18 protein-coding genes and 1 pseudogene are annotated in these 25,364 nt (G+C 42.9%); 8 read left to right on the top strand and 11 right to left on the bottom strand.

Annotated elements, in window-relative coordinates; translation table 11 throughout:
• Positions 1–5: 5 nt before the first annotated feature.
• Positions 6–344, top strand: coding sequence for a hypothetical protein (locus HWQ44_RS10015; RefSeq protein ID WP_292718082.1), 339 nt, complete (start codon positions 6–8; stop codon positions 342–344).
• Between the two features lie 144 nt (positions 345–488).
• On the opposite strand, the gene HWQ44_RS10010 is transcribed toward HWQ44_RS10015, so the two are convergent.
• The 4 genes from HWQ44_RS10010 to HWQ44_RS09995 are packed head-to-tail and all read right to left on the bottom strand — an operon-like array spanning position 489 to position 2,910.
• Positions 489–932: a DUF29 domain-containing protein gene (locus tag HWQ44_RS10010; protein WP_292718080.1), complete on the bottom strand. Its 444-nt coding sequence runs from the start codon at positions 930–932 to the stop codon at positions 489–491.
• Complete coding sequence (locus tag HWQ44_RS10005) at positions 929–1,135, bottom strand: DUF433 domain-containing protein (protein ID WP_292718078.1); 207 nt, start codon at positions 1,133–1,135, stop codon at positions 929–931. Before HWQ44_RS10005 ends, HWQ44_RS10010 begins: the two co-directional genes overlap by 4 nt.
• Before the next feature lie 13 nt (positions 1,136–1,148).
• Positions 1,149–1,427: a LapA family protein gene (locus HWQ44_RS10000; protein WP_292718076.1), complete on the bottom strand. Its 279-nt coding sequence runs from the start codon at positions 1,425–1,427 to the stop codon at positions 1,149–1,151.
• A 58-nt stretch (positions 1,428–1,485) separates the two neighbouring features.
• Positions 1,486–2,910, bottom strand: a complete 1,425-nt coding sequence (locus HWQ44_RS09995; protein ID WP_292718074.1) for a phosphoglucomutase/phosphomannomutase family protein — start codon at positions 2,908–2,910, stop codon at positions 1,486–1,488.
• Between the two features lie 146 nt (positions 2,911–3,056).
• Here HWQ44_RS09995 and HWQ44_RS09990 point away from each other — a divergent pair, with 146 nt between their 5' ends.
• Complete coding sequence (locus tag HWQ44_RS09990) at positions 3,057–3,911, top strand: PD-(D/E)XK nuclease family protein (RefSeq protein WP_292718072.1); 855 nt, start codon at positions 3,057–3,059, stop codon at positions 3,909–3,911.
• Between the two features lie 224 nt (positions 3,912–4,135).
• Here HWQ44_RS09990 and HWQ44_RS09985 read toward each other — a convergent pair.
• Positions 4,136–4,237: pseudogene (locus tag HWQ44_RS09985) on the bottom strand (IS1 family transposase); the annotation flags it as partial.
• A 258-nt stretch (positions 4,238–4,495) separates the two neighbouring features.
• Positions 4,496–6,163: a transglutaminase family protein gene (locus tag HWQ44_RS09980; RefSeq protein WP_292718070.1), complete on the bottom strand. Its 1,668-nt coding sequence runs from the start codon at positions 6,161–6,163 to the stop codon at positions 4,496–4,498.
• Between the two features lie 482 nt (positions 6,164–6,645).
• On the opposite strand from HWQ44_RS09980, the gene HWQ44_RS09975 reads away from it, so the two are divergent.
• Entirely contained in the window at positions 6,646–9,528 is a 2,883-nt protein-coding gene (locus HWQ44_RS09975) for a cation-translocating P-type ATPase (RefSeq protein ID WP_292718125.1), read from the top strand.
• 145 nt (positions 9,529–9,673) lie between these two features.
• Entirely contained in the window at positions 9,674–10,795 is a 1,122-nt protein-coding gene (gene recF / locus HWQ44_RS09970) for a DNA replication/repair protein RecF (protein WP_292718069.1), read from the top strand.
• A 103-nt stretch (positions 10,796–10,898) separates the two neighbouring features.
• Here recF and HWQ44_RS09965 read toward each other — a convergent pair whose 3' ends face one another.
• Positions 10,899–11,366, bottom strand: coding sequence for an MgtC/SapB family protein (locus HWQ44_RS09965; protein ID WP_292718067.1), 468 nt, complete (start codon positions 11,364–11,366; stop codon positions 10,899–10,901).
• Positions 11,367–12,143: 777 nt separating this feature from the next.
• Here HWQ44_RS09965 and HWQ44_RS09960 point away from each other — a divergent pair.
• Positions 12,144–14,492: a putative PEP-binding protein gene (locus HWQ44_RS09960; protein WP_292718065.1), complete on the top strand. Its 2,349-nt coding sequence runs from the start codon at positions 12,144–12,146 to the stop codon at positions 14,490–14,492.
• Between the two features lie 311 nt (positions 14,493–14,803).
• Positions 14,804–15,628, top strand: a complete 825-nt coding sequence (locus HWQ44_RS09955; protein WP_292718063.1) for an NAD(P)-dependent oxidoreductase — start codon at positions 14,804–14,806, stop codon at positions 15,626–15,628.
• A 272-nt stretch (positions 15,629–15,900) separates the two neighbouring features.
• On the opposite strand, the gene HWQ44_RS09950 is transcribed toward HWQ44_RS09955, so the two are convergent.
• From HWQ44_RS09950 to HWQ44_RS09935, 4 genes are all read right to left on the bottom strand, one after another.
• On the bottom strand, positions 15,901–16,557 hold the full coding sequence (locus HWQ44_RS09950) for a DUF1361 domain-containing protein (RefSeq protein WP_292718061.1): 657 nt from the start codon (positions 16,555–16,557) through the stop codon (positions 15,901–15,903).
• Between the two features lie 727 nt (positions 16,558–17,284).
• Positions 17,285–18,463 (bottom strand): hypothetical protein, encoded by a 1,179-nt coding sequence (locus tag HWQ44_RS09945; protein WP_292718059.1) that lies wholly within the window; start codon positions 18,461–18,463, stop codon positions 17,285–17,287.
• Between the two features lie 150 nt (positions 18,464–18,613).
• Positions 18,614–20,497 carry an iron uptake porin gene (locus tag HWQ44_RS09940; RefSeq protein ID WP_292718057.1) on the bottom strand — a complete coding sequence of 628 codons (1,884 nt, stop codon included), beginning with the start codon at positions 20,495–20,497 and terminating at the stop codon, positions 18,614–18,616.
• Positions 20,498–20,695: 198 nt separating this feature from the next.
• Positions 20,696–21,175, bottom strand: a complete 480-nt coding sequence (locus HWQ44_RS09935) for a hypothetical protein (protein WP_292718055.1) — start codon at positions 21,173–21,175, stop codon at positions 20,696–20,698.
• Between the two features lie 813 nt (positions 21,176–21,988).
• Here HWQ44_RS09935 and HWQ44_RS09930 point away from each other — a divergent pair.
• Both HWQ44_RS09930 and HWQ44_RS09925 read left to right on the top strand, forming a co-directional pair.
• Complete coding sequence (locus HWQ44_RS09930; protein ID WP_292718053.1) at positions 21,989–23,233, top strand: glycosyltransferase; 1,245 nt, start codon at positions 21,989–21,991, stop codon at positions 23,231–23,233.
• Between the two features lie 102 nt (positions 23,234–23,335).
• Positions 23,336–25,201, top strand: a complete 1,866-nt coding sequence (locus tag HWQ44_RS09925) for a glycosyltransferase (protein ID WP_292718051.1) — start codon at positions 23,336–23,338, stop codon at positions 25,199–25,201.
• Positions 25,202–25,364: the final 163 nt, after the last annotated feature.

The raw sequence follows: 25,364 nt of genomic DNA, 5'->3' as shown, positions 1-25,364 counted from the left end.
AGCAAATGGTTTCAGCCTATACTGAATATAAAATAATTGCCGAACAAGAACAGACAAAGAGACGAGAGATTGAAGCTTGGGAAAACGAAACAATCACCAAGATTAATGCCCAGCGAGAGTTACTTATGGCGTATCTAGATCGCTCTTTTGATGAACGTGCAGAAAACTTTCGCGCTTTGTTTGCTGTTGTTGATAATGCGATCGCATCTGGCAATAATGATCAATTAGCCCTTACCTTAAATTCAATCACAGAAATTGCTAAATCAAGCCCTTTCAAAGACCTTGCAAATTTAGCTTCTGTTCGCGCCGCCCTAGATGATCCAGATCACGAATGGACATTTTGATTTTATAACAGCGCGATCGCTCTCCCAAAACTTTCTAAAAAGCCTGCCAGCGTAGGCTTTTTTCATGTACTGCAAAACTTCCAGGCTAGAGGCGCTCTGAGATCATAGCGATCGCCACTACCCACACAGTCACAAATAAAGTTATTAAATATCGCTTGCTTCCGTTAGCCAGTCTTCATCCAACACTAACTCTACAGAATATGGGCACTCTTCTGGAAACACGGATACAAGTATCCCAATTTGCTTGACTGCTTGACGACGCGCCCTTTGATAACTTTCCTGAAGTTGCTCTGTAGGATAGCTCTTAAGACTAGGACTATCTTCTATTGCTAACTCAATTTGAGTGCGAGAATCAGTGATGGAATCGAGCCAACTATCTGAGCGATGCTGGGGTTGATATTGCCACTTGAGCAGATGCAAGAGTAAGCGAGTTAGTTGACTGGCAATACCCCGCCGTTCACTTTTGCCCAAGCCTTCAACCTCTTCAATCAGATGTTCTACATCAACTTCATGCCAGCGATGCGATCGCAATAGTTGGGCTGTCTGCTCAATCCACAAGTTAAAATCTGCTTTATAAGTTGCGCTCATAGCCGTTCTCGATCGGCTGCATAGCTTAGACAAGCTAAAATATCCTCTTGTGTCAAATAAGGAAAGTCATCAAGCACTTCCTCGTAGCTCATGCCAGAGGCAAGATAAGATAAAACATCGTATACAGTAATTCGCATCCCTCGAATACAAGGCTTACCACCTCGTTTTCCTGGTTCGATTGTAATAATGTTTTGATACTGCACAGCTATTCAAACCTCAAAAGTCTTCATCATCAACAAAAAACTCCGCATCCTCTTCCAATCGAGAATTACGCAGCCCAATGCCAGCAAGTCCCCACAGAGGTTGCAGCAGTGCCATACCAATTAACCCTATACCGGCACTAAAAGCTAGCACTAAACCCATTGGTATCTGAATCGATTGGAATGTTAAGAATTTTAACGATACGGGTGTGGCATTTTGGACAGAAATAATTGCGATCGCGATTACCCAAACCGCTACAACTAGAGATGTCAAAAAAGGAGCGAAAGTTTTCATATCTTAATAAAATTTATGAGTTAATAATTCTTAACTCATAACTCCTAACTTTGAATTATTAAACTGCAAGTGTTTCTAGTTTAGCAATGGCACTCTCCAACTCTTGAGCGATTTGGGTGAGTTTTTCGGGAGTGTTGGTTTCTAGGTAGACGCGCACCAGTGGTTCTGTACCGGAAGGACGCAATAAAATCCAGCTACCTTCTTCTAAATAGAGCTTAATACCGTCTTTACGCCCCACTTCCTTGACTTTAATTCCTGCTACTTCTCTAGGTGGATTTTTGGTAAAGGAGTCGATGACGGCGGTTTTGTGCGCCTCTGTGAGGTGCAAGTCTAGGCGGTTGTTGTAAAGTGGGCCATCGGCTTCAGCGATCGCTTCCTTAACGAGTAGACTTAAAGGCTTACCTTCATAAGCGATCGCTTCTGCCACCAGCATATCGGCTAATATCCCATCTTTTTCGGGAATATGCCCAATAATACTCAAACCACCTGATTCCTCTCCACCGATTAATACAGCAGTTTCCCGCATTTTTTCGCCGATGTATTTAAAACCAACTGCTGTTTCGTAAATTTGCAGCCCATTTTTCGCAGCGAAATTATCCAGCAGGTGGGTTGTCGCCACAGTGCGGACTATCGCGCCGGTTTTACCTTTATTTTTGATTAAATGACGTGCTAGAAGTAGCAGCACAGTATTGGGAGTGAGGACGGTTCCTTGTTCATCAACGATACCAAAGCGATCGCTATCTCCATCTGTCGCCAAGCCCAAATCAGCGCGATCGCGAACTACTGCTTCCACTAACTCAACTAATTGTTCTCCTTTGGGTTCAGGCATTCCACCCCCAAATAAAACATCTCTCCAATCGTGGAAACTTTCTAGTTGAACGCCACTATGTTGCAAAACTTCATCTAAATAGCCGCGAGAGGTAGAATACAAAGCATCGTACTTTACCTTTAAATTAGCGCTTCTGATCTTTTCTACATCAAGTAGAGTGTAGATAAATTTCAGATAATCTGGTTTCGGATCGAAAATTGAAATTGAACCTGATGGGTTGTTCCCAGGCAATTCATCCGATGCACCTTCTATATTTGCCACAATAGTATCAGTAATCTCTGGAGTGGCAGGCCCAGCATAATCGGGTATATATTTAATTCCACAGTAAGGTGCTGGATTATGGCTAGCAGTAAACATTAACGCCCCAGCGGAATTTAGGTGACGGGCATTGTAGGCAATTACTGGTGTAGGGCAATCCCGATCGGTAATTTTTACAGTCCAACCCAAATCTGCTAATACTTGGGCCGCTGTTTGGGCAAACTGGTCAGCTAAAAAGCGAGTATCGTAGGCAATAAGTACTGGTCTATTTTTTGTGTAGGCTGTATCCAAGTAAGTGGCGATTGCCCTTGTTACTTTTCTCACATTGGGGAAAGTAAAGTCATCGGCAATAATCCCTCGCCAGCCATCGGTACCAAATTTTATCTTGCTAGACATTTTTGCCACTTGCTCCGGTACATTATCAGTACTATAAAAGCTTCCCGCAAAGCTTGTGTGGCAGCAAGTATCCTCCGAAGTTCTTTTCTAGGGAAGTCTTAGTTTAAACTTCTCCCCACCGTATTTTCTCTCACTGTTTCTGAGCAATGTCAACCCCCGATCGACCTTTTGCCAGTTATCACCTTTGGTCTCTAGTTGCCCCAGCGACTGGGCAAGAACGCTGGCATTGCCAGATGAGACGGGGGTTTATCAAAGCACGGCAACACGAACCACAAGTCAAAGCGCTTTTAACACAAGCCACTGCACCCCAGCGGATTGGCATACTAGCTCAAAAAGGCGTTTACGAGTTTCATCATCACAGGCATCTGTTGAAGCAAGCAGATGGTGTAGAAAGAGTTGCCCAGCTACTAAAATTAGGCAACTCAAGCGTTCAAGTCCAGCAACGCGTGCTGCAAATTTTGCAAAAATATCACGATTCGCCGTTGCTTTTGGATAAAGATATTATCCAATTAACACCGGGTGATGAAGGCTTTCCTAAACCGATAGTAGTTGAACAAGAAGATTATTGCTTTCGCTTATACGCGGCTATGGACTGCGTTTTTATTGAGTCTGATAGCACTTTACATATTTTGGATTTCAAAACTGGTAAATCAGCTTTTGACAAACGACAGGCATTAGTTTACTTGTTAGCTGCTCGTTATCTTTACCCTGGACGAGAAGCTGTTGCATCATTTTATAATTTAGAAATATGTAAAAAGTCAGATTTAATTAGTATTAATAATAGTGAATTAGAATCATTAAAATTCGAGTTGGCGAATATTGCCCACAAACACCAGCACGATTTGCAAAAATATCAAGAAGAAACTAGTAACTTCAGTAAAATATTTCCTCCTAATCCTGGCTCTCACTGTCGCTTTTGCCCATTCAACTCGATTTGTGAATTTGCTGATTTTAAGCAGCATCAATCATATCCATTACCTAGTTTAAGAGTTAATAGCTAATTGTTTTACCTGTTTATCTCGGTTCAATTTTCAAAACAATCTACTAGCTAAATTCAATTAGGGTAATTAGCATAAATAATCTTACTAGACTTCTCCAAAAGATTAAATAGAAGCCAGCTATGTATATAGACAAGTCATCAATTACTTGTCTTCATTCATTCCTAAACAGGTATCTAAGTGGTCTAATTCGACTAGGATTTCAGGTCAGTCATAGTCTAAAATAATTATTTTCTATTCTGTAGATGAGTATAATGAAGTAATAATCGAATAGAGTATTTCAGCATTTCTACTGACTTAAAATAACACAGTGTTTTTCGATCCAAGCGATTACATTCGATTTAACCTGTGCAGTCTCCGGTTTTGTACTCTCCTTGCAAGTAGCCAAAAATACAGCCTCTAGTAAAGTGGGGAGTACAGACGCGATTAATCGCGTCTGTATGGAGATGGGAAAGTAGGCAAAGCATAACTCATGCTTAATGCCCTTCAGTAGTGCTGAGTTGGGAATCTCACTTCTTTACTCAGGACGGGCTAAACGCCCCGAATAAAGCTAAGGAAACTGTTTTTTCAATGCCCAATGCCCTAATTCAAAAGTCTGGTAATTCTTTAAGAATTGTGAACCGGATATGATTAATCGCCAAATCACCGATGGGGATATCTTCTTTGGTTAGCCGCGCACCTTGACTTGTCACGGTTTCAAAGGTGATACCTTTACCAATTTCAATGTGATACCAGCACAAGCCCATAAAAAAGCGCGTCGGATAAGGCCCACCTTCACTCACATCGTCAGGATTTGATTCCATTGGCAACCAGCCAAAATTTGGGACGTAGAATTCCAGCCAAACATGATTAAAGTCGGGTTGTAACGGCACTCCTAGTAAGTCACTATGGGCAGGACATTTGTACCTGCCTACGGTGCGGCAGGGGATGCCATTTAAACGGCATAGGGCAAGTAAGACGCCGACATATTCGCCACAGGAACCAACGCCCCGTTCTAAAACTATATCTGGTGAGTCAATATAAGGTTTTATACCGTATGACAACTGATCGTAAACGTAGTTACGGATGCTATACATTTTCCGCAGCACATTAGTTTCAGAACCAATCGCTTCTCTGGCAGCACGGCGAACAATGGTAGTGTCCATTGCTAAATCGTCGTCATCCACTAGGTAGCGTGTTTGTAATTCTGGGGATAGTTCAGGTATATCTTCAACATCTCTGGGTGTGATGCGATACTTAATTCCTCGAACTTCCAAAAGTGCTTTCCAGCCAAATATATGCCGTTCTCCTGGAGCAAGAGAATCAAATTTGAAGACTGCTACACGTTGCCCCTCTATCACTTCTTCAGTGAAGGGTATACCGATGGGTTCAACGTGTTTCACCTTTTGACGCTCAGTTTCCGATGGTAGGGCGATGCGCCATTCTACGTCAGGTAAATAAACCTCGTCTAAGGGTGCAATTTCCTCAGCATAAGACATTTCAATGAGATAGCCATTAGAGAGGGCGTAGCGCTTATCTGGTTGGTAATGATAATACAGAGGGTGAATAAAAGTGCGATCGCGGAACGTTAACTCATGACTCGGATCGGCATTGGGGTTGTCCCGAATATAAGGCTCCTCTGAGGCGTAAGCGACGTAAATACTTTCTTTACCTGTTTCGCTATTTTTATGGATTGCTATGCCTGTAGGACATTCAAAGGGTGTCAGGACACTGAATTTCAGTTCACCTGTAGCCCTGTCCATCGCGTAAACTGATTGTTCGGTGCGATCGCAAATCCATAGCATTTCTTGGGTAACAGTCAAATTCTCTATCCCAACTCCAGGGGCATAAAATCTGGTAATCTCTTTTCGCGTTTCGCGGTCAAAAACCAGAATATAGCCCAGCCTTTGGCAACTGACATAAACTGTTGTTTCCCAAACAGCAACGCCGTCAGCCGGATAAGGCAATGTCACAAAATGTTCTAGACCCAAAGCATTGAGCTGACACAAGTAAACACTATTTTCTCGGCTCACCCACAGGGTATCTTCCCAGGCTGCTAGACCAGTGACATCGGTAAATTCTTTAACTTGATGAGCATTGAGAATTTTGCTGTTGTCAGAGGTGGGATCAATCTCCAGTAGATGCCCTTTAATACTGTCAATGGCAATCAGTCTATCTTTAATGAAAGTAATGCCACACAGGGTAGCAGCAGTAAGCGGTCGAATTGTTTTTTGCCCAAACATCTGGCTTGCGGTCGTGGGGAGTGCAAAACTCATATTAAGCATATTTATTCAATGGTTTAGCACGCCTAAGCAATTCAAAATTCAAAATTCGTCTTGAAAAGTTTGCTAAATCGGGAAACCCTACTGGCACGCTAGTTCGCTTGTGCGGGTAAATACACAAGCGACTGGCTCAACTTTCCACAAAATTAAAAATGGAGAAATGCAATCGTGCCATGCATCCTGGCTATTGACTACGGAATGTAAATGAAAGCAATGGCAGCCTCAAATTAACTGTGGCATCTGCTTTGTAACAAAGCTTTAAAGCTCTATTCCTCACAATTATCGATATAATGTGTTCCGAAAAACTCTTTCGTGAGAAATAATACTATGTCAAAAAAGAAGAAATTTACAAATGTTAAGAATTACATATACATTCATACAACTGGGCCACAGCCTTAATGTAACTTTAGGAGATGGTTTTCCAGCCATCACTAAATTATGATCGAATTTTGTAACCATTTGCTGTGACCTACACGATGTCTGCTAATTCTCTGCCTGAAGGTGCCGCCGTTTGGCATAGTTTAGAAGTTGATAAAGCGCTAGACCTGCTCGATAGTAATGCAGACAGCGGCTTAACACCCCAAGAAATTCAACAGAGGTTGCAAAAATACGGCCCCAACGAACTTGAAGAAACTGCTGGCCGTAGTGCTTGGGAAATTTTGCTGGATCAGTTCAAGAACATTATGTTGTTGATGCTGATTGGCGTAGCTCTGATTTCTGGGTTTTTAGACGTAATGCGTTTGCAGTCGGGCGGTTTAAAGCCCGGTGAAGTGCCATTTAAAGATACGATCGCTATTTTAGCAATTGTCATCCTCAATGGCATACTCGGCTACGTCCAAGAAAGCCGCGCCGAAAAAGCCCTGGCTGCTTTGAAAAAAATGACTTCTCCCTTAGTGCGGGTGATCCGCGACGCCAGACTGGTGGAGATAGCAGCCAAGGAACTAGTTCCAGGGGATGTAATGCTGCTGGAAGCGGGGATGCAGATAGCCGCAGATGGACGCTTGATCGAACAGTCTAATTTACAAGTGCGTGAGTCGGCGTTGACTGGTGAAGCCGAAGCGGTGAATAAACAGGCATCACTAAAATTGCCGGAGGACACATCATTAGGCGATCGCTTAAATGTCGTCTTTCAAGGAACTGAAGTAGTCCAAGGACGCGGTAAGGTTCTGGTGACGAACACCGGCATGACTACAGAACTGGGTAAAATTGCTGCGATGTTGCAGGCGGTGGAAAGTGAACCTACGCCTTTACAGCAGCGGATGACTCAACTGGGTAATGTCCTAGTTACAGGTTCTTTAATTCTCGTGGCGATTGTCGTCGTTGGCGGTGTTATCAAGGACGGAGGTTTTAAAAACATCCAAGAACTCTTGGAAGTTTCCTTGAGTATGGCGGTTGCTGTGGTTCCAGAAGGTTTACCAGCTGTAATTACCGTCACCTTGGCACTGGGAACCCAGCGAATGGTGCGCCAAAACGCCTTGATTCGCAAATTGCCAGCAGTGGAAACGTTGGGTTCTGTAACAACCATCTGTTCTGATAAAACCGGCACCCTGACTCAAAATAAAATGGTGGTGCAATCGATTTCCACCAATAACAAAACTTTTCGCGTCACTGGCGAAGGTTATGCTCCCACAGGGGACTTTCAGTTAAATGGTCAAAAAATTTCCCTAGAGGAGTCTCCAGAAATCTCCGCGTTATCAGTCGCCTGTGCTGTTTGTAATGACTCTGTGTTGCAAAAAGAACAAGGTGAATGGGCAATTTTGGGAGATCCTACAGAAGGGGCATTAATCACCCTGGCGGGAAAAGCGGGAATTGAAAAAGACCAGTGGAACAGTAAGTTACCTCGCGTTGCGGAGTTCCCCTTTTCCTCGGAACGGAAGCGGATGAGCGTGATTGCTCAGGTGCAGCAAGTAGCCACAGGTGAAGCATCTTCGAGGGGTATTGACCCAGCGATCGCCGGTTTTCTCCAATCGGAACCTTATTTAATGTTTACCAAAGGTTCTCCAGAGTTAACCTTGGCACGTTGCACTCAGATTCATTTGGGTAATGACACGGGTACTGTAACCGAAGCACAACGCCAGCAAATTTTGGCAGAAAATGACCTGATGGCGAGTAAAGGTCTACGGGTGCTAGGTTTTGCCTACAAACCCCTGGCGGAGATTCCACCGGAAGGTTCAGACGAGGCATCTGAGCAAGGCTTAGTATGGCTGGGATTGGTGGGAATGCTAGATGCGCCACGCCCAGAAGTCAGGGCAGCTGTGCAAGAGTGTCGAGAAGCAGGTATTCGCCCAGTGATGATTACTGGCGACCACCAATTAACAGCACGAGCGATCGCAACCGATTTAGGAATTGCCCAAGAAGTCGATGCCTCCGGCAACCCCTCCGGTGTACGCGTTCTCACAGGTCAAGAATTGCAACGGATGACTGACCAGGAATTAGAGCAAAACGTTGACCTGGTGAGCATCTATGCCAGAGTTTCCCCAGAACACAAACTGCGAATTGTCCAAGCACTGCAACGTCGGGGTCGATTTGTGGCGATGACAGGCGATGGTGTTAACGATGCTCCAGCCCTCAAACAAGCTGACATCGGTATTGCAATGGGCATTACTGGCACTGATGTCAGTAAAGAAGCCAGTGACATGGTGTTACTTGATGACAACTTCGCCACCATTGTCAGCGCTACCAAGGAGGGCAGAGTTGTTTATACCAACATCCGCCGCTTTATTAAATACATCCTCGGCAGTAACATTGGTGAAGTTCTTACAATTGCAGCCGCACCCTTAATTGGCTTGGGAGGCGTTCCTCTTACTCCCTTACAAATTTTGTGGATGAACTTGGTGACAGACGGTTTACCAGCCTTGGCATTAGCTGTGGAACCTCCAGAACCGGATGTCATGCAACGTCCGCCTTTTAGTCCCCGCGAAAGTATTTTTGCTAGGGGATTGGGTTCTTATATGATTCGCATTGGCATCATTTTTGCCATTATCAGTATTGCCTTGATGTGGTGGGCTTATCAACATACCCATGCTGCTGGGTATCAGGGCGATCCCGAAACTTGGAAAACAATGGTATTTACAACCTTGTGTATCGCCCAAATGGGTCATGCGATCGCCATTCGCTCCAACAACCGATTGACCATTGAGATGAATCCCTTCTCTAATATCTTTGTCCTAGCGGCTGTTGTCGTCACCACGATTTTGCAGTTGATGCTAGTTTATGTCCCACCTCTGCGAGATTTCTTTGGTACTCACTACCTGAATATGCAAGAATTGGGAGTTTGTATTGGCTTCAGTGCCTTAATGTTTGTCTGGATTGAAGCGGAGAAAATATTTTTGCGGATTATGGGCAAGAAGGCTGTGTAAATTGGTCATTGGGCATAAGAGGCAGAGGTGCCGAGGGGCAGAGGGGCAGAGGGGAAAAACTTACTGCAATTTCTCCCCTGCTCCCCTGCTCCTCTGCTCCCCTGCTCCCCTGCTCCCCCGCCTCCCTTGCTCCCCACTTTCCACCATGTACCTCAAAACTCTAAACCTCCGACAATTTCGCAATTATCAAGACCAAAAGGTTGAATTTACAGCTGCCAAAACAATTTTGGTAGGTAATAACGCTCAGGGAAAGTCGAATTTGTTGGAGGCGGTGGAGTTGCTGGCAACATTGCGATCACACCGCATAACCCGCGATCGCGATTTAGTTCAAGAAGGGGAAGCCATAGCCCAAATTGATGCCACCCTTGAGCGACAAACAGGTGTTAGTGATTTAACTTTAACCCTGCGCCGCAATGGTCGCCGTAGTGTTGCTCTCAATGGCGAATCTATCCGCCGTCAAATGGATTTTCTCGGCGTTCTCAATGCAGTCCAATTTTCCAGCTTAGATTTAGAACTAGTACGCGGCGGCCCAGAAGGTCGCCGCAACTGGTTAGATACACTCTTAATTCAACTTGAACCAGTTTATGCTCACATTTTGCAGCAGTATAACCATGTGTTACGCCAGCGCAATGCCTTTTTAAAACTCCATGTAGAAACGTTGGATGCAACATCTTTACACTCAGAACTGGCGGTGTGGGATGCACAGTTAGCTACCACAGGAACTAGAGTAATTAGACGACGCGATCGCGCCATCCAAAGATTAGCTCCTATTGCTAGTGCTTGGCACGCCAGTATTAGCGGCAGTACAGAAGTTTTGCAAATCAAGTATGTGCCGAATATTCCTGTAGAGGATAACCAGCCAGAAGAAGTACAGCAAGCTTTTTTAGCAAAAATTCAGCAGCGAGCGATCGCTGAAATGCACCAAGGCACTACCCTTGTTGGGCCCCATCGCGACGAAATAGAATTGACTATTAACCAGACACCCGCTCGTCAATACGGTTCTCAAGGTCAACAACGAACGCTGGTTCTAGCCTTAAAATTAGCCGAATTACAATTAATTGAAGAAGTCATCAAAGAGCCACCATTATTATTACTTGATGATGTTCTTGCCGAATTAGATTTATCCCGGCAAAATCAATTGCTTGATGCCATTCAAGACCGCTTTCAAACCCTGATTACTACCACTCACTTGGGTTCTTTTGATTCCCAGTGGTTGAACTCCTCCCAAATTCTTTTTGTGAAATCAGGAGAAATAATCCGACAGTAACTTGGTTTTTGTTTGATATAAATCTAAATTTACATTTAGTTGAGAATCGATGCCTCGGACATTTTTATTTCTCTATTGAAAAATTCAGTTTCTCTGTCCGTAATTATGAATTATTTTGATGTTTTTCTAACCTTTTAAAAACGTTGAGAACCAAAAAACTCAGCATAGCTCCGATTAATCCTAACTGCCATAAACCACAGCCAGCAGCAATTCCCAATGCAGCTGAAACCCATATAGCCGCTGCTGAGGTGAGTCCGTGAATTTCAAGTTGTTGTGATTTTTGAGAAGATTGGCGCACAATTTCTCCAGCACCGAGAAATCCTACACCAGCTGCAATCCCCTGAATCACGCGGCTAAGTGCATCAGGACTAGCTTGCAGTCCTCCTGTTTGCATGATTATCAAGGTAAATAAGGCTGAACCTAAACTCACCAGCATGTGAGTTCTTAAACCGGCTGGTTTGCGCCTAATTTGACGTTCTAAGCCGATCGTGGCTCCCATAAGCAATGCAATACATAGCCGAAAGCTGATATTCAACCAATCATTAGTTGCAAGATAGTAAGTGTTTGGCAATGCTTAGTCTGGTATAGATAACTCTATATATTAACTTAAGTGGTAATTTTTTTATAAAAATAGTACAAAAATATTTTAATCTTTTATTAATGGAGTTTAATCCAATGGGTGTAGTGCAATAGCCTATCTCATCTTTGGATTCTATCAATTCAGGAATGCTTTTTAAGCTACCAATTAATATCTTCCATTGTGAGGATTATTTTCCAAAAATATATTCTTTTGGTATATAAATTTAAGTTTGTATTGTGAAATTATGGCAACAATCATAATTTGGGCAAACTACATGACTTTTAAGTTTATCAAATAGTTTTTTGGCTACCTAAAATGAATAAGATATAAAATCATACCTTAAATTGCTAGATTTAACCCTTACACTCAATAATTAAATATGATCCCGCTATGTACAACTCGATCAAATAACTAAACCCCCGTTTTTAAGGAAGGAGGCGAAATGAAGGAGAAAATTTGATTTCTAAAGGAGTCGAATCACAGGAATACATCGTGTAATTAGCAATTAACCACTTACAAGGTTGGCAAACTCAAAATGAAGAGTGCTGAGTTCCGTTAGCGGTAGCAGGGCATTTAGCCCGGGTCTCGGCTTAGAGTTAAAAAACTGTCCACAAGGAAAGTTGCTCTTACTAAACACATAAGTTATGAGTACTTTTTAATTCACTCAGCACCCAGTACTGATTTAGGAGTCAGTGGATTAACGGCTGATAACATACCAGGAAGAAATGGCTGTGGCTACAAATAGACAACTGACAACTAAAAAATTGAGTGGATAAACTCTACTGGCTAGACCAAATTAAACTACAAGACCGCGCCAAAGTAGGTGACAAAGCATTTCACTTGAGCAAAATTATCCAGCGTGGCTATCCGGTGATGCCTGGTTTTGTGGTTTCAGCAGAAATTTTGCGACAATTTCTCGAAAATCTCAATAGTTCAGAATCATTAGTGGCTGACTTACCCCATTCTTCGTTACACCTAAATGTCACTAATTGGCGTCAACTTCAGCAGGTAGCTAGTCGCTTGCGCCAAGAAATTCTCACTGCGACTGTGCCAGAACAGTGGATAAGTACAATTTTCCAAGCAGCTAAAGAATGGCAAACTGGCTGTTTGATTCTTCGACCTACCTTGGCAGTATCAACTGCTACCCCAGGGATGAAGAATATATCGGGTTTGCTGGAGCCAGTATTTTGCCAGTGCGAACCCGAAGCGATCGCTTTGGCGTTAAAGCGTACCTGGAGCCAGATATTTCGGGCCCGAAGTCTATTATATTGGCAGCACTCAGGAATTAATCTGCAACAAATTAATCTGGCAGTTTTGGTACAACCTGTTGAGAATGCGATCGCCAGTGGCTTGCTCAGGGCTAACCCCTCTGGGTGGGAAATTGAAGCTACTTGGGGATTAGGAATTGCGATCGCTCTTGGCGAAGTCCAGCCAGATATCTACTACATTCAACCGGAAACTGGGGTTGTGCTTGAGCAACAACTAGGCAATAAAATGCTGGCTTATGGTGTTGATGATGTAGCACCTGGAGCTTTTTCGCAACCCCTGCCGAACTCAGTGCTAACAACAGATCACACTTGTCTGATTACCTATCTACTTCAGGAAGCCCAACAAAAACAGTACTCTTTACAAGAAGAATACTTACAGCAAATAATTGCTCTGGGAACTCAACTAGTAAGTGAACTAGGTAAAACCTTTACCATTAAATGGACTTTCGCCGAGCAAACTACATCTGGCAAGCTCTACATCACACAAGTTAGTCCTTCCCAATCTGTAATTCCCCACTTACACTTCATTCGGGGACTAGGGGCAGCCGGGGGAAGGGTTGCAGCAACCGCCCTGGTAATTAATAATCCACAACACAAACCCGAACAACTACCCAAGGGAGTGATTTTAGTAATACCAACAATTACACCTGATTGGTTACCATTATTGCAACAAGTTGCTGGTATTATCACAGAACAAGGGGGATTAACCAGCCACGCGGCAATTCTTGCTAGAGAGTTAGGTATTTCAGCAGTAGTAAACGCAACATCTGCCACAACTTTAATTCAAACTGGCGAACGACTGCTGCTTGATGGCGACAGAGGAGAAGTCTATCGCATCAAAGGAGACTCAAAAGAGGAGATGGAGAGAGGAAGAGAAGAAAATCTTCTTTCTTCTCATCACCCCAACCCGAAAGCACCCCATCCGGCTGTTACGTCTCATCTACCTATGATTGCTACCCAACTGCTGGTTAACTTAAGTCAGTCCACTTTAATAGAACAAGTGCAAAGCTTGCCTGTGGATGGGGTGGGATTGTTGCGCTCAGAATTGATGGTACTAAATATATTGAACGGGCAACATCCCAATACTTGGATTTTAAGCGGGCGTCAGGCAGAATTGTTAGAGCTATGGTCTGAGCAGATTATGCAGTTTGCCCGTGCCTTTGCACCAAGACCAGTTTTTTATCGTTCTTTAGATTGGCGATCGCAAGATTTACCATCGTTGCGTGATAGTTTAGAATCTTCGCCCCAGTCGATGTTAGGTGAACGTGGCACCTTTAGCTATTTACGAAATCCCGCAGTATTTGAACTGGAACTGCAAGCTTTAGCGAGTGTACAGCAAGCTGGTTACAGCAATATCAACCTACTGTTGCCTTTTGTGCGGACTGTGGAAGAATTTGTCTTTTGCCGTCGCAAAGTTGAGCAAGCTCTTTTAACCGAGGTGGCGCAGTTTCAATTGTGGATGATGGCAGAAGTGCCAAGCGTACTATTTTTACTGCCAGAATATGTCAAAGCAGGTGCAACCGGAATTTCCATTGGTACAAATGACCTGACGCAATTATTGCTGGGAGTGGATCGAGAACAAGGACAGCTAGCAAAAGTATTTAATGAACGTCATCCGGCAGTTATGAGGGCGATCGCTCAACTCATCCAGATGGCTGAAAGTGCTGGCATCCCTTGTTCAATCTGTGGTCAAGCACCAGCCCTATATCCAGAAATCATCGATAAGTTAGTGGAATGGGGTATTACTTCCATTTCCGTTGAACCGGAAGCAGTAGAGCGAACATATCAGGCGATCGCTCGTGCTGAACAACGTCTAATTTTAGCAGCGGCACGCCGAAAACTTAATTAGTTAGAGGATGTTTGAAAAGTTTTTTTGGTAACATCTAAGCCTCGAAAACCTAACCCCCCAGCCCCCCTTCCCTACAAGGGAATGGGGGTTTCAAAGCCTCTCGACCTTTCGGGGAGAGGAATGGAAGCGGGGTTTTGAGTATACTTTACAACTTTTCAAACAACCTCTTAGAAGTAATTCAATTTTAGATTTTTCCTTCAATTCAGAATTAAAACTACAAAATCTAAAATTGCCAAAGTTACGTAAAATTTTAAAATGTCTTTGATGCTAAGTATTCATATTAGTAAATATGAGAAATAGTCCTGAGTGTTATGAAAGTATTAGTTACTGGTAACGAAGGAATGATTGGTTCGGTTGTTGAAAAAGTTTTGCGGGCTGACGGATGTGAAGTGATTGGCTTTGATATTGCCAATGGTCATAATATTCTGAATCCAAATGAAATTCGTTCAGCACTTCAAGGCTGCGATGCAGTTGTTCATCTTGCGGCGCTACTTGGAAACTCTGAGGATGTGCCAGATGAAATAATGGCAGTCAATCTGCTCGGAACTTGGCATATTCTTTCAGCAGCAGCAGAGGCAAAACTCAAACGTGTTGTTTTCTTCAGCAGTGTTGATGTATTGGGAATCTTTAAAGGTGAGAGAAAACCTGACTATCTTCCTTTAGATGACAATCATCTTTGTTATCCAACTACACCTTATGCTGTTTCCAAGCGGCTTGGTGAAGAAATGTGCAGATATTTTACTGATAGCACAGGTATCCCAACTATTTGTCTGCGACCACCAGGTGTTTTTGATGAAGACACTTACGATTTTATTATTTCCAATCGGCAAGCTAATCCCGATTTTGAGTGGAATCCATTTTGGGAATACGGCGCTTTTCTGGATGTGAGAGACGCCGCAGAAGCAGCACAATACGCTTTATACTGCCCTAATCCTGGTCATGTTACCTTGCTACTATGCGCTGATGACATTTCTTCGGCGCATCGAACTAGTCAAGAAATGGCTCAATCTCTACTTCCTGAAGTGCATTGGCGCGGAGGTGATGAATATGAACATGAACCTTATAAAGCCTTGATTAACACCCAACTTGCTAAAGAAATCCTTCAGTGGGTTCCGCGTTACAGATGGCGACCATGAAACAAGGCTTCAGCAGTACAATTGGGATTTTCCCAACAATGCGATCGCATCTTTCTGTTCCAAACTCGTATATACATCAGACCAGACCATCGATATTCAATGATCTGATAGGACGTTATTCTCAGGTGATGACGGTTGAAGTCTAACCGTTTGCTTCTGAGTTTATTTCATCTCAAGGAGAGTTTAGTTGCATCTTTCTTTTGATAGGCAATATTCATCAAGGTAATTACTAATTAAAACCCCAAATTTCCAAGCTAAAATCGCCACATTCATCAGATGTTTGGCGTGTTAGAGTTTGCACGTTCTGAGTTGATCCCTATTTTGCTACTTGGTTGGCTAAAACTTAAAGTTACTCGTTTCATAATCCAGTACAAACCTGCTAGTACCACAAAGGTGATAGCAATAATTACCAAGGGCTGTTTTCCAAGAATTTCTTCTACGCCTTTGGTAAGTACGGCATCGGGTTGAGTTATAAAATCCCAACTGTTGAAACGCAAAAATCGTCCCCAATAAACACCAACAGCACAGAGAAAATGTGTAATCAACTCAACGCGCCAAATCCATTGGCTCTTGCCGATCCGATGTAAATAGTAACCCCAATTAATTAACGATATTACATAAGCTTCAAATCCACCTAAAATTACTAACAAATACACAGGAAAAAGTACCAAAGTAATCATCCAAACCGATTGAATCGTTCGGATATCATCTATCAAGTGAATTACATCAGTCAATAAATATGGTGCATTTGGTAAAAAAGCATAGAAAACTAAGAATCCTAGCCACCAAAGCCAAGTGCCTCCACGCTTAAAGCGAAATAGCCACACACTCAAAGCCAAAGGTATAAAAGCCAGAAATAAATTCCAAGTCATCCAACTCATATTAATTCGCAAGACATGCACAACTCTGGCTATCAATTCTTCTTTCATAGGTGCTTACTCGGAAGATATTTGATGGATGTAAATTCACTCTGTAGTGTTAGTGTTAACCTCAGTGATTGATCGAGTTTTTGTAATCCCCAAGAAAATTAATTTCCTCCAACATCAGACAATATTTTTGTGTCAGTTAAAAGTAAATACACACTGATATATATCCAAAATTTAGAGTTTTTGTATATTTCATGCTGGGGAATGAAATTTATCAATCAGCTTAAGTCACTAGTATAGCCAGAAAATCATCAGGGTAAAATCTACCACCAAAAGGTAGTCTAAGCAACAAAAAGACCGCCAATAACTTCTGGTGGACTGTTTTAATTGCAATGTTGCCCCTGTACTAACTATTATATTGATTTCATTTTGCCCTGCTAGAGTTCCAGAAGCACTCAAAGTTTTTGTCAAGTCAGTGTTTGCTTAGGGGCAGGCGAGACGCCATTAGTGTCAACTTAAGGTTAAAACCCATTTGTCAACGATAGGTTTTGTTAGGAACGAAGTATAAAGGTGAACTTTTTTCTGACTTTTATACGCAAGCTGGGAGTGATGCTAATAAACAAAGCATTAATAGTCCATGAAAAAGTTCGTTTTTTGTCCCTTTCAAACCGAATTTTTAAGCCTAAATGCTTATTGACATAGGAAGTTTGAGCTTAACTTGACACCAATGGCGAGACGCCCACCCTAGAAAAAGTAGTTGGATGGATCTTTTTTATGTGAAAGTCCCTAACTAATGCAGTAGCACTCGACTACGGGGGCCGATCGCTTGTTTGGGTGAGGTGGGTGTTGTACAAATCTTGGCAGAATCCTGTGAACAAGCAGCTTGAGCAAGGGTTGCAGGTTTAACAACTACTTGATTAATCTCCAGAGAATTACCGCTACTGAATTCCATATTAGGTGTAGTAGAGAGCGATGGAGAATTAGATCCAGATGTGTAGATTGTAGGTGTCGAGGAAGCGATCGCACTACCACCACTAACTACAGGTGCAGGAGCGGGTGTGCTACCACCATTAACTACAGGTGCAGGAGTGGGTGTGCTACCGCTACTAATTACGGGTGTAGGAGTAGGTGTGCTACCACCGTCAATTACTAGTGGGGGAATGGGTATACTACCACCGCTAATTACTGGCGGGGGAGTGGGTGTGCTACTACCAGTAGTTGGTGGCGGGGGAGTGGGTGTGCTACCACCAGTAGTTGGTGGTGTGGGAGTTATGAGAGTTGCAGTTGCAGGTACTTTGATTATTATTCTCGCTAGGGGAGAGTTAGTCATTTCCAAAGAAGTTACCTTTGGCGAACCTGGAATATCAGACTTGAAATCAAAGACTGTGGGGGTTGCACCACCATTGCGATCGCTATATCGCACTCCATATCCACTCACTTCAAAAGTGCCCTGATACTGGTTTCCAGTGTTTGGATCGGTGACAATACCAGTGTATAAGGCTTTTGTGAGATTAAATTCATCCTGAACTACTCCTTGAAATGTGGTTCCTGCCAATCTTCCCTGGTATTTATATGGTGTCAATTCACCTTCAGAGAGAATCGGCGAAGTCAGAACGCCATTAAAGGAGACAATCGGAATGCCTTTAAAGTCAACAAAATAATGCAGACTACCATCACCACGTGTTCTTACCTGCACATAATCTGACTTGTATACAGGAACGTAATTAGGATTATTATTAGTACCTAAGTTCCGAGAGTAAGTCCCCGTGTCATCTGTATCAACACGAGTAGTGCTTTGATTGAAATTGGGATTAATGCTGGGAAGTTGGATAGTGCCTGATAATGTGCCAGTGCTTTGAATTGTAATTTGAGCAAAAGCACTTGTTCCACCTAAACCGATGAAGGCTGCGGCTAAACTGCTGCTGCTAACAACTACACAGCCCAATTTAGTGAATGAATTTAATTTCATGAAAATTTTGCTCCTTTAATCACATATAAAAAAAATACGCATAGGTTTACGCACGGGGTTTTCTTGCTCTCACCGGATAGTGAAAGCATCTAATACTGAATAACCCAGTATGCAAATAGCGTATTTGATTACATTTACATCAGTACAAAATTAAAACCGGAAAGTTGCTCTTAATGCCCCAACGACTAAAGCATCGTTAGCAGCATTGTGATCGGGATTGAAAATGACGAATAAGCCAGGAGTCAGGGCAATATTGTCGCTCAGTTGGGCGCGGTAAAAAACTTCTACGTGAATTGATGTGTCACTCCGTCCGCTTGCTGTCCCGCCATCTGAAAAGTTAGGAAAATTTAAGCCTTCGGGTAAAGTACTCGAAGTAATTTTGGGCGGTTGTCCTACAAGAACGCCCCCTAAATTCCCAGGACGCAACAAATTGGGAAAAGCTGCGAATACCATCCAATTGGTTGTTTCCACACTTCCAGAAAGGTTAAATGGCTTGGAAGAAGTAAAGCCACCCCAACCGCCCAACTGCAAGTTAGGGTTAATTCGCCAAGCAACGGTAGCGCCAATTGCTTGGGTATTGAAAGCTGTCGCATCTGCAAAAGGTGAAATCAGTTGAGAATCGCCAATACCACTTCCCAGTAAGCCATCTGGGGAGTGGGAATAAAGATAATGGACGCCGATATCGATGTTGTTTGTGGGTGCTAAACTTAACTGAGCGCCAGCAGTATATCTACCACCAAATAGTCCGCCCTGCTTGGTGTCGCCAGGGAAACTGGGTATTTCCGCACTATAAACGCCTTGCAAACTGATGCGATCGCTAATCTGCCAATCAAAGCCTATACCACCAGTGCCGTTGCCAATACTTAAAATCGGGTTCCGCTGACCAAATAGAGAAATTGCACCGTCGCTAGAACCTTCTAAAGGGCTAATACCACGAAAGGTGTTAATGGGATTGACTCCCGCCGTACCGACGACAATTCCCAAGTTATCCGAGGCGAGAAATCGATAAGATAAGTCACTAATAACTAGATTGTTATCTGTATTGGACTCGAAACCCAATCGCCCCATATTGGTAGATAGCAATGATGCAGTAGAACCCAAATTACCCGCAGATAGCCCTGTTAACAGCAAATCCCGCCCTGTAAATGAAGTTGCTAAGGTTAGTTGGGCGCTACTTGTGAAGGTCAGATTGGTTTTTCCTTGGCGTTCAGGTATTCCATCTCTAGGAAACAAATCCAAATCGGTGCGATTGGTTCCCTGCACGCTAAAAATAGCTTGACCAAATAATCTGGTAGTTGTGGAAAACTGATTTCCTCGTAATTCACTAGTCCGCTTTTCCACAGCCTCGATACGCTGCTGTAATTGCTGCAACTCTGCTTTAAATTCGCCTTGCAACCTTTGCAGCAAGATTAAATCTTCATTATTAACAGTATTAATTTTATTGTTAGCGTAGGCGTAGCCCGCCGCAGGCATCGCTTCGTTAATCTTCTCTAAGCAAGCGTCTAAACCAGCAGCAAATTCATAGCGGCTGATGCTACGATTCCCCAGATAAGTCCCATCCGGGTATCTCGCAATGCAGCCATAACGTTCTACTAAAGATTGCAAAGCACCAAAAGCCCAGTCAGAAGGTTGCACGTCCTGGAGTTGCGATACTGAGGTGACTTGAGACATTTGGTTGTCTGAGTCTGGGGGATGGGGAGATTGGGAAAATTCTTCTATATTTTCCTGGTTCTGTGCAACTTCTGTTACAGATTGAGTCTCTTTTAATTCCGGTAAGTTAGGGGAACTGATGAATTGAATTTTTTCTCTACTTTTTTTCAGTATATTTTCGTACTTATTATTTATCGCTGATGAGGTGGTTACATTTGGCTGCACGAATTCAGGTGGTGTAATTTCAGCAGGTGAGACAACTTGAGATAAATTATCCTGTGTTGACTGCTGCACTGGTTTTTCTGACAGAATTACGGACTGTTCTGGTAAATTGAGCGCAGATATTGGCGCTGTTGCCAGCACACTCGCCATCAGTAGACTCATATCACTCCTGGTATTTCATTTGACTTGCACCAATACTTCTTTTGACAGATAAAGTTGGTGTATATCAGGAAAATTTTTTAAAAAGAAGTGATAAAAGTTACTGTCGTTCTGAGAGCGATCGCTGTATCAGTGGGAGAATGAAAGAGCAGAGGAGAAGTTGCAGTAAGTTTTTCCCCTCTGCCCAATGCCCCAGATAGATTATTCTGGCTGGCTACAATACTTATTCATCTGATTGACTAACGTATCTGACTGTTTGCCAACAGTTGTAGCTGCTGTTGTCAGTGTTGAATCAATTTCGGCTCTAGCCTTTTGGATTCTTTCTCTACCAGATACGGATGCTTCTGCTGTTTTGGTTGCACCAAGCGCCTTACCAGCTTTAGCGATCGCTTGACTGAGATTTTGAAAAATCTTGACAAAACCGCTTTGAAATTCTTTCAGCTTTGGATCTGTTAAATTCAGTTCTCTAATCGATTTAGTCACAAATTCTAAATCTTTAGATAGCTGTATGCTAGTTATCACTTGCGTTCCTTTATTTTTATCAATCAGAGAGGTTCCAGCATTCACAACTCGAATCAGTCGCTGGCACTGAGAGACTTTATTTTCGCTGCAACTGGTAATAAGCAAAGCGATGCTCAGGCTAACAGGAGCAAGAACAGTATATTTTTGTAAAACAGTCATTAACACCCCAACAGCAATAAAACCGAGAATATAGTATCTAATATTACGAGTAAAGGAGGTATTTGGGGATTGGGGATTGGAGATTCAGACCCCTCCTGAATAAGAGCCAGCAAATTAAAAATTTGGTGGGGGTATTAAACCCTTGCTTTTTTTCGGTTGCAGAAGAAAGGAGGAAGCAATATTTCTCCTCCTTTCTGCCTCCTGCTCTCTGCTTTTCTTGATAAATTATCCTAATTAAATAGGAATCCTATAGCTGCTTTTACCGTTGAGAAATAGCTACCACTACTTCACAAAAAAATATTTTGATTTTTCTCTATATTGTGGTATTTAATTAATTCAAGACTTATTACATCAACAAGCAGATTTTTACGGATATAACAAGCTTATGTAATTGGCATTTGCACTTTATATCTTCTTATAATAGTTATTAGCAATAATGCAAAAGTATATTACCAAATCTGAAAATACTTCATATTCACTTAATATTACCCCTACTAGTACTGGAAATCATAAAATACGCTTGAGTAACTGTATATTTGCTGACTTAGTGAGTTAGTGGTACAGTAGATTTGTGTAAAATAGGTATGTAATCGCACATAAATTATCTTAAAAATAAGTGGCGAAATGTAAAGTTTAGATGAAGTTTGGGAAAATACTGTGAATCTAAGTGCGGAAATTACTAAACTTCAGAACAGCTAACCGTAGCAAAAGTATTCCTCAAGTTTTAAGTAGCTAGGTTCATTTAATAAAGTCAGCAGATGTTTGACTCTATTTTCTACGGACTTTACACATTGTCGTTCTGCAATTTGGAATATGAAGACAAACTCATCCAACTCGCTGTTAACAGTACCAACTGGCCCACTAAAGATTTCAGAGTTGCCTCCTAACCGTGTGGGTACAAGTGGTGAATCTATCCATCTTTCTCTAGTAATTCCTACTTATAAAGAGCGTGACAACATCAAAAATGTAGTCAGCATATTGAGTCAGTTACTGGATGAATCGATTCCAGGAAACTATGAACTAATAGTGGTAGACGATGATAGCCCAGACCGAACTTGGGAGATAGCGCAATCGTTGACGACAGAATACCCCCAATTGCGGGTGATGCGACGCCAACAGGAACGGGGGCTGTCCTCAGCCGTAATTCGTGGGTGGCAAGCAGCTACGGGGAGTGTGTTGGGGGTAATTGATGGAGATTTGCAGCATCCACCAGAGGTGTTGATGCAATTGTTGCGTAGTCTTGAGCAGGGAGCAGATTTGGCAGTAGCCAGCCGTCATGTTGAAGGAGGCGGTGTCAGTAGCTGGAGTGTTGCTAGGCGTTTCTTGTCTCGTGGCGCTCAGTTGTTAGGTTTGGTGATCTTACCAGGAGTACTGGGCAGAGTTTCCGACCCCATGAGTGGTTATTTTATGGTGCGCCGGAGTGCGATCGCTAATGCAACACTTAATCCAGTTGGATACAAAATTCTTCTAGAAGTAATCGGCCGAGGAAATGTACACCAAGTTGCCGAAGTTGGGTATGTCTTCTGCGAACGCAAAGAGGGTGAGAGTAAGGTGACATGGAAGCAATATATAGATTACATCCACCACTTAGTCCGATTGCGGCTTTCCACAGGACGAGTCGGACGATTGAGTAGAAAAGTCAATTTCCCCGTTAGTCGATTCCTGCGCTTTGGGTTGGTTGGCTTTAGTGGCGTATTTGTGGATATGACAGTGCTTTACTTACTCAGCGATCCGACTACCTTGGCTTGGCCACTGACGCGCAGCAAAATTATTGCGGGTGAAATTGCGATTTTAAATAATTTCTTCTGGAATGACGCTTGGACATTTGCTGATGTCAGCGCCAGACAGCAAGAATGGCATCAACGCTTGAAGCGGTTTTTGAAATTCAACGCCATTTGCCTTGCTGGACTGGTATTGAATGTACTGATATTGAATCTGGTATTCAATTTTCTTATTCCTAACCGTTATATTGCCAACTTTATTGCGATCGCAGTTGCTACCATCTGGAATTTCTGGGTTAATTGGAAACTTAGCTGGCGTGTCACCGACGTGAAATAATCACAACGAGGGATTTGAGATTTTGATTTTTGTTTTTAGACTTTAGAACGAACTTAAATCTCAAACGTCAAATCTACAAATCCATTTGTGTGAGGCCCGGCAATGAGAGTTATTTTCCAAGGTGTATTTTATTTTTACAAGCAAATTATCTCGTTGCTGCCTGCATCTGCTACACATTTCCTGTCTCTGGCAGATACAACCTCTGGCTCACAACACAAGTATTGGCATAATTGGCATCGCCTTCCTCCTTTCTGGATTCACCCCTTGCTAAACTTAATATGGTTAATCATCGGTATCAGTTTGCGCCTAGCCAACTTGACTACAAAGCCTCCTTGGACTGATGAGTTTTCCACCTTGGTGTTTAGTTTGGGGAATACTTTTTTAGCAGTACCCCTAGATCAAGCGATCGCACCTGATATTTTATTACAACCACTGCAACCAAACCCAACGGCTAGTATTGGTGATGTAGTTCATAACTTAGTTACACAAGATACCCATCCACCACTGTATTTTGTGCTAGCTTATCTGTGGATGAAATTATTTAAGAGCGACGGAGGATTAGTATCGCTGTTTGGGGCGCGATCGCTAGCAGCTATAATTGGTGCTGCCTCCATACCGGGTGTTTACATATTAGGTAAGGTAGCATTTCGTTCGCGATTAGTGGGACACTTGGCTGCTGCCATGATGGCAGTATCACCCTACGGCGTATTTTTATCACAAGAAGCGCGTCATTATACTTTGGCAGCATTATGGGTAACTGCTTCCCTCACCTGCTTAGTAATTGCCACACGTCATATTCAAAACCGCACACCTTTACCCATCTGGATTGCACTTCTCTGGGTAGAAATTAATGCTTTAGGTGTTGCGACTCATTACTTCTTTATCCTCACCCTCTGCACAGAAGCCGTAGTTTTGATTTTTCTTGCTTGGCATCAGTTGCAGACTAAGAGCAAATTTTCTCTCCTCTTCTCTCCTCCCTGGCGGCGCATTTATGCCGTTGCGACAGGTACTCTTGTGGCGAGTTTAATTTGGCTACCAATCTTTTTAGAGAATAAAAATCGTGATAATTTGACCGAGTGGATTCGAGGTTCGCGCGTTGGACTAGATTGGTTAAGCCCAATTTTTCAGGCTTTAGGAACATTGATTGCAATGATTTGCCTGTTACCAGTTGAATCTTCTCAAGCTTTGGTGGTGATTCCTTCTGGAGTGGTGATGCTGATTTTCTTTATTTGGGCAGTACCAATTTTGCTGCGTGGGATCAAGATTCAACTACAGCACCCAGAAAGCCAAATTATGATTCAGGTGTTTGTCGGAGTTGCGATCAGCGCGATCGCTTTATTCTTTATCTTTACCTACTTTTTGGGAATCGATCTGACCAGAGGCGCTCGCTATAATTTTGTTTACTTTCCTGCGATCGTTGTTTTACTAGGGGCAAGTCTCGCAGTTTGTTGGCATCCTCCCAAAGAATTGATGGGAAGAGAACAAGATAAAAATGAGAGCAAAAGCATAGGCAGATGGGGAATAAACGGGAAAAAAGCCGTAATCTTAATTTGGTTAATGGGACTTGCCAGTGCAGTTACAGTATTCTGTAATCTCGGCTATCAAAAATATTATCGCCCTGACATTTTTGTGCAACTAATCCAACAAATGTCCCCAGTGCCAGTACTGATTGCCACTACCCACAAAACTTATGTACACACTGGGGAAATGATGGGGGTAGCGAGGGAGATTAAACTTGCCAATTCCCCCCCCAAAGCTCTGTTTCTCCTTGCCCATCAAGACCAAGACCCGAATACTTCCACCATAGCTCTGGAAAATACTTTAAAGAACTTACCACGACCTTTTGACTTGTGGCTGGTAAATTTTCACGCCCCCGTTGCCGAAGCCGTCAAAACATGCGTTATATCTGATACTAAATCTTTACCAAGCGTAGACGGCTACGAATATGGACTTTATCATTGTCAATAAGTTGGGGAGATGAAGAAGCAGAGAGCAGGGGACAGGGCAATACCGTTCGGTTAAGGAATTTCTTGGTTAAGGCAGGGGGGCAGAGGGAGAGAAGAATTACTAAGAACCCTCTTTCCTCAAAAGCCTCTCCTGCTTATCCGAACCGTATTGGGGGGCAAGAGGG

Origin of the sequence: Nostoc sp. JL34 (assembly GCF_017114945.1) — a bacterium.
GTDB lineage: Bacteria > Cyanobacteriota > Cyanobacteriia > Cyanobacteriales > Nostocaceae > Nostoc.
Note: the sequence above shows the minus strand (reverse complement) of the source record. Positions and strands in the feature narration are given on the sequence as shown.